Origin of the sequence: Barnesiella sp. CU968, from assembly GCF_905219685.1 — a bacterium.
Lineage (GTDB): Bacteria > Bacteroidota > Bacteroidia > Bacteroidales > Muribaculaceae > Lepagella > Lepagella muris_A.
In genome coordinates, this window is the sequence record NZ_CAJMXD010000164.1 from 1 (window position 1) to 6,388 (window position 6,388).

6 protein-coding genes are annotated in these 6,388 nt (G+C 42.2%); 4 read left to right on the forward strand and 2 right to left on the reverse strand.

Annotation, left to right across the window (positions count from 1 at the left end; all coding sequences use genetic code 11):
• The first annotated feature begins 510 nt into the window (after positions 1-510).
• The 4 genes from JX312_RS07655 to JX312_RS07670 all read left to right on the forward strand — a co-directional run bounded on the left by JX312_RS07655 (position 511) and on the right by JX312_RS07670 (position 5,613).
• On the forward strand, positions 511-2,016 hold the full coding sequence (locus tag JX312_RS07655) for a reverse transcriptase/maturase family protein (protein ID WP_204457592.1): 1,506 nt from the start codon (positions 511-513) through the stop codon (positions 2,014-2,016).
• Between the two features lie 489 nt (positions 2,017-2,505).
• On the forward strand, positions 2,506-3,858 hold the full coding sequence (locus tag JX312_RS07660) for a site-specific integrase (protein ID WP_123403311.1): 1,353 nt from the start codon (positions 2,506-2,508) through the stop codon (positions 3,856-3,858).
• 73 nt (positions 3,859-3,931) lie between these two features.
• Positions 3,932-4,114: a hypothetical protein gene (locus JX312_RS07665; protein ID WP_124096469.1), complete on the forward strand. Its 183-nt coding sequence runs from the start codon at positions 3,932-3,934 to the stop codon at positions 4,112-4,114.
• A gap of 38 nt (positions 4,115-4,152) precedes the next feature.
• Positions 4,153-5,613, forward strand: coding sequence for an RNA-binding domain-containing protein (locus JX312_RS07670; RefSeq protein WP_204457593.1), 1,461 nt, complete (start codon positions 4,153-4,155; stop codon positions 5,611-5,613).
• A gap of 96 nt (positions 5,614-5,709) precedes the next feature.
• Here JX312_RS07670 and JX312_RS07675 read toward each other — a convergent pair whose 3' ends face one another.
• Together JX312_RS07675 and JX312_RS07680 are read right to left on the reverse strand one after the other, a co-directional pair.
• Complete coding sequence (locus tag JX312_RS07675) at positions 5,710-5,961, reverse strand: hypothetical protein (RefSeq protein WP_204457594.1); 252 nt, start codon at positions 5,959-5,961, stop codon at positions 5,710-5,712.
• Between the two features lie 100 nt (positions 5,962-6,061).
• Positions 6,062-6,388 (reverse strand): GNAT family N-acetyltransferase (locus tag JX312_RS07680; RefSeq protein ID WP_204457595.1); only part of this gene is annotated, 327 nt, incomplete at its 5' end.

Here is a 6,388-nt window from a genome sequence, read left to right on the forward strand (position 1 = left end):
AACTCTTGACCTCAAATTTGATTAACACTTTTTAAGAGACACTAGTGAAATAATACCAAATAATACCAATTGGTTGTTGCGAGAGTTGTATATGTCATTTTGGCAGATATTGTGTAGAAAGCATATTGGCACGTTTTTTGCATATCATATTGTGTAAGCGACCGAATAGCTGAAGCATGTCTTTAGGTAACAAATCTGCTACTCTCCCGCAGGCGCTCTTGCAAAAAGGTGCAAGAGGATGACGTTTCCAAGTAAGCAAATGGAAGGAGCTATTATTTGAGCGACCTCAAGTAGGAAGCCGAGAATAGTCACCACATTGCAGACTTCGGATAATGTTGACCAAGTTGTAGTTCTGTTCATCTTGAGTAGAATTATTGACAAAGTTAATGATATTATTCTAATATCATAGGGGTGAGACCCTTGTATGGTCTTGGGTTATCAATTGAATGCTACACGGGCTGCAGACCGTGGGAGACTCCGATTCGGTCGCTTATTTTGTTTTTACTCCATATGAAAAAGCGAAAAGATTGGTTTAAACCTAAGAAATATCCGCATATTGGACTGCCACTAGAGCTAAAAGACCGTCACAAGGTTGAATGCTATGTCCGGAATCCTCAAAAGATTTCCCATCATTCCTTCTTGCCGTTAATACGACGAGAACAGGTTTCTCATAGATATAGAGAACAGGATGGCATAACAAAACGAACAACCAAGCGTAGACCGATTTCTTATGCTGCTCATCTGGATGCTCAGATTTATTCCTACTATGGACAAATTTTGGAGAAGCGATATGAGAATTATTTGAAAACTTATGGATATGGTGAGAGTGTTATTGCCTATCGTTCATTGTCTAGAGAAAATGATAAAGGGAACAAATGCAATATTGATCTTGCCAAAGATGCTTTTGTACACATTTGCAAAGTTGGTGCCTTGAGCGAACAGATAGTAATCATTGCTGATATTAAATCTTTTTTCGATAAGTTGGATCATAGAATGCTTAAAGCCGCATGGAAAGAGGTAAGCGGGTTTGACTCTATGCCTGAAGATGAATATGCGGTTTTTAAGCACGTTACTCGATTTGCATATGTGAACGCACAAGAATTGTTTAATGTATATCGCACAAGAATCTTATGCCAACAAAAGACGAAAGTTACGGAGCGAACTTTGTCGAGCATGAAATTCTTTCGTGATAAGGATGCTCTTGCATTCTGTGACAAAGATTTCATTGCGGATATTCGTAAATATGGCATGATACATAAAAACGAATCTAATTTCGGAATCCCCCAAGGTTTGCCTATCAGTGCAGTTCTGGCGAATATCTATATGTGGCGTTTTGATAGGACTATTTTGGATTATCTGAGGTCTATCGGGGGGTATTACAGGCGATACTCTGATGATATTATCATAGTTTGTGATGGCAATAAGCATGATGAGGTTTTGTCAATTCTTCAGGAATTAATTTCAAAAGAAGAATTAACAATAGCGGAAGATAAAACATCTGTATTTATAGTAAAAAAGGAGGAGGGTCGATTAAGAGTAACAGATGAAAGAACTAAGAGACAGGCTGTTATTGAATATCTAGGGCTATCCTTTGACGGCAACGTAATACGGCTGAAAAACAAGAGTATCTCAAAATACTATCATAAGATGAAACGAACCGTCAATGCCAAAACCCACTTTGCTATCAAGAAAACAGATAAAACTGGTGGTGTATTGTTCGTTCGACAATTACTAAAAAAATACACACCTATAGGCAGTAAACGCCATATAATCTTCCGAAGGAGCAGATTGGATGGGTCTCGTTTTTTTAATACAGGTGTAAAGTCTTTTGGAAATTTCTGGACGTATGCTAAAAAAGCTGCAAAAATATGTAATTCGCCAGCTATTACCCATCAACTGAAAAGTAACAAGCGTATTCTGCGAGCTCGTATTCTAAAAGCAAAACATATCATATCAGAAGTAAGAGATAAAAAGAGACTGGCAGATTTTCTCAAATATGGTAAGTCATATCATTAAGTCCTAAACTCACTTCACGACATTAATTTGGTTAGGCAGGATAGTATATATCCGAGTTGAAACAACAAGTTTATATTTAATACACCGTATGCTTACAGACGAAAGTTACGCATAAATTAAGATTTGCGGCGGAGTTGCGTGCGGAGCTTTTGCACGTAATATGCACGTAAAAATAAAGAAAAGCGAGACAACTATTGTATTTTTAATGAGTTATCTCGCTTTATCTGTGCCCAGAACAGGAGCATTAACTATGAATCGAAATGAATAGTGCTCATTTTTAAGTGAATAGTCTAAATCGAGTAAAATGCTGTATTTCAGCCGAAATAAACCGAAATAAACCGGTTCAAATTTCAGTCAGACTCGAACTCGATTTGTTAAAATTCAACCTTCGCTGACAATTTGCTGACAAAAATTGTTGTATATGTACGAGGGTATGATTACCTTTGTATCAAGCAAGTACAACTAAGTTGAACTCTAATAAACTCTCCTATGGCGACAATTAAGCGGTCTTTATCAGCGAAGACAAATCCGTCGGGCAGGGCTGAATTCATGCTCAGAGTGTCCGTTTCACATAGTGTTTCTCACCGAATCAAGAGCGGTGTGTTCATCAAGAAGGAGCTATTCAAGGATGGCAAATTCTCCAATCCCCGCGACCCGGAATTGAAGAGGGAGGTACGCGATGTTCAAGATCGCCTTGATGAAATTGAGAAGTTTCTAATCCGTATTTGTGAGGATACTCCGCTCAATAAGGTAACGAAAGATTTTCTTCTCACCCAACTTGATCTATTCCTCAATCCTCCGGTTGAAGAGGCTCCGGTGGCTCCAGAAGTTACCTTCTTCGACATATTCGAGGACTACATTACAAAGAAGAATATCTCGGAGTGGAGAATCAGGCACCTCCGTGTCCTCAAACGTGCCTTGATGCGCTATGAACTCTACATCCAAGCCAACGGCAATAAGAGGTATAAAATCAAACTCGATGAGTTTACGGTCGATGATGTGAACGACTTTGAGAAGTTCCTGCGCAACGAACATAAGTTCTACAAGAAATATCCGAAGATTTACGAGGCTGTGCCTGCCGATACCCATTCACAGCGCAAAAAGCCAAAACCGCATCCCAAGGGCGATAATACCATCGTCGGACTTTTCGGGTTGATGAGGGCATTCTATCGCTGGTGTCGTGACCAAGAGCTTACGACCAACGATCCGTTTGCCAAGTATAACGGGACCACCACCGAGGTATATGGCACACCCTATTATATCTCTCTTGAAGAGCGTGACCAGATTGCAGACTATGACCTCTCCGCAAATCCGTCACTGGAAGCGCAACGAGACATTTTCATCTTTCAATGTCTTATCGGTTGTCGTGTGTCCGACCTTATGGCCATGACTCCAGCGAGCATCATTAACGGTGCCATCGAGTATATGCCGCAGAAGACAAAGGGCGAGCGTCCACAAGTAGTCCGTGTTCCTCTCAACGCAAGAGCAAAGGCTCTGGTTGAGAAATATGCCGGACGCGATGGCCTGAACGGAAAACTGTTTCCCTTCATCAGTTCGCAGAAATACAATGTGGCCATCAAGAAGTTTTTTACCATTTGCGGAGTGACCCGTATGGTGACTGTGCTCAATCCTACGACCGGAGCGGAAGAGAAGCGTGCTCTCAATGAGATTGCCAGCAGTCACTTGGCTCGACGCACGTTCATCGGTAATCTCTACAAGAAAGTGAAAGACCCCAACCTCGTTGGCTCACTTAGCGGTCACAAGGAAGGTAGCAAAGCTTTCGCCCGCTATCGTGACATTGATGAGGACATGAAGAAAGAACTCGTTGACCTTCTCGATTAAAATTCCTCTGGTAGAACTCTTCGGTATATAGTCAGGATATTGAGGTTTACAGTTGCCGGCTGCAAAATCTTTCGTGTCAAATCCTCTACAGGGTGTAGAAGATTTCAAATCTACAAATCGTCAGCAGGCTGCCGATGATTTTAAGACAACGAATCATCCGCAGCTTGCGGACGATTTCAAAACAACAAATCTTCCGCATCTTGCGGAAAGATTATATTCAGGAACTTTGACCATCGAGGATACTACTCTCACATAGCTGATAATTAACAGAATTTTCGTAATTTTGTCATCAAAATGACTAAGGATGAATTAGTAGCAAAGCTACGCGACATAGAATGGGAGGATTTTGAAGTCAAGGCTGCAAAATCCGAGTTACCTAAGAATGTTTGGGAAAGCGTCAGTGCTTTCTCAAATACCTCTGGTGGCTGGATTGTACTCGGTGTAAAACAATCCGGCAAGACATTTGAGATTCAAGGAGTGGATAACATAGAGAAACTTGAACAGGATTTTCTTGGAACACTTCGTGGAGAAAAATTTAATCAGAGATTAAAAGCAACCGCCAAACGATACAATATTGATGGAAAGAATATCCTTGCTTTCTATGTCCCCGAAGTAGATTTTAAGCCCGTTTACTATAATAATCCCATAAATACGTTCATTCGTATGGGTAGTGGTGACCAGAGGGCTACAGAGGGAGAAATTCGTGCGATGTTCCGCGATCAGTCCTTTGGAAAGAAAACTGAGGAAACCATACCTGAGACAAGTATTGAAATGCTTAATCTCAATACTCTAAAAAGTTATAGGTTTGCTCTTAGCCAGACACAGAATCTTGTAAGTCTTCGAGAGGTTGATGATGCTGAATTTTGCGAGCAGGTCAATATTACCCGAAACGGGCTACTCACTTATGCCGGACTCCTGATGTTCGGCAAAGCACCGTATGTATTGCGCTACGTTCCCACATTCTGTGTTGACTATATCGAGATTCCAGCTCCGACAATCGAGCAAGCAGAAGTAAGATATACTTATCGTATTCCAGAACAAGAAAACATCTGGGAAGCTGTCCAAATTATTCTGCGTCGCTTCCGCACTCTTGTTGATGCACCGATTCATATCAAGGAGGATGGATTCGCTACAACAGACGAGAGCCAATATAACGTTCTCCGCGAAGCACTCGCCAACATGGTTATGCACTGTGACCACTTCGATTCGTTGCGCTCTTGTATCCGCGTTTATACCGACCATATAGAGTTTATGAATGGTGGATCCTTCCCTCTCCCGGTAAAGGATATTCTCGGACGAATATACTCCAAATTACGAAATCCGACTATTGCCAAACTGTTCCGTTTTGTTGGCATCGCCGAAAATGCAGGCTACGGCATGAAGAAGCTCGTGAGTTGGGAGAGGCTGACCGGTACACGCCCGACCATAGAGAGTGAACGTACAATTGCAGTCGTGTCATTCCCTCTCAAATCCGCCATACAGAGAAAGACGGAGGATAATGAGGGCAGAGATGGTGCTAAAAGTGGTGCTAAAAGTGGTGCTAAAAGTGGTGCTAAAAGTGGTGCTAAAGTATCACCTCGCCAAGAAGAGATTTTAGCTCTTATGATAAATAATTCGGAAATCACTCTGGATGAAATAGCAAAAGAGGTTGGAGTTGGAACTTCAACTATTGACCGTGAAATAGCCAAAATGACTCATTTAGTAAAAAGAGTTGGCTCAAAAAAAGGGGGACATTGGGAAATCTTAAATGATTAGAATCATTATAGTAAAATACAGTAGTCACCATTTTCGTAAGTTCCCGAAAATGGTGACTTTTTTATGTAGAACATAAAAGTGATATGCTTGAGATATTTAACGGTTGAAAGCGGCAAGAGGCTGGGCGGTCTGCATTGTTGGCGGTGATGAAGCCGTCAAAAGGTGACGGTGCAGGCACTGACACCTTTTGACAGCCTCCTGCCTATGGGCAACTGCGGAACACCGAGAATCGGCAACGCCTCCGAGGATCGGCAACGGCTTCGCTGATGCCACCTCTGAGACTCTCTGCCGTTCCTCCGAGTTCTTTTTCGCCGTTGCCTGATAAAGGCTTTTACGACAGCCTGCCACTTACCGCTTGAAAGCAGTCCACGAGCCGAGACAGTGATGTGCCGCCTTCCTGCGTTGTCGGCATATCACAGACTCGTCTTTGCGGGACTGGGCGGTGCCTTTATAAATCTATATAGTATAGTTTGTGTTCTTTCAGCCAATGGCCGTCAGCTAACGCCGGATGCATGAACAGTCCTTCAAAAGTCATTCCGATGCGCTTCATGACTTTCTCTGAAGGAATATTAGGTACGGCAGTAAAGGAGTATAATTTATTGCATATTTTCTTCTCCCGGGCATACTTTATGCACGCCATCGCCGCTTCTGTCGCATAACCGTTATTCCAGAATTTATCAGATATTCGCCAGCCTATTTCCCATCCCGGTGAAAAGGGGACATCGAAAGTAAAGCGGTGGAATCCAACATAGCCGATAAACTCACCTGTTTCCTT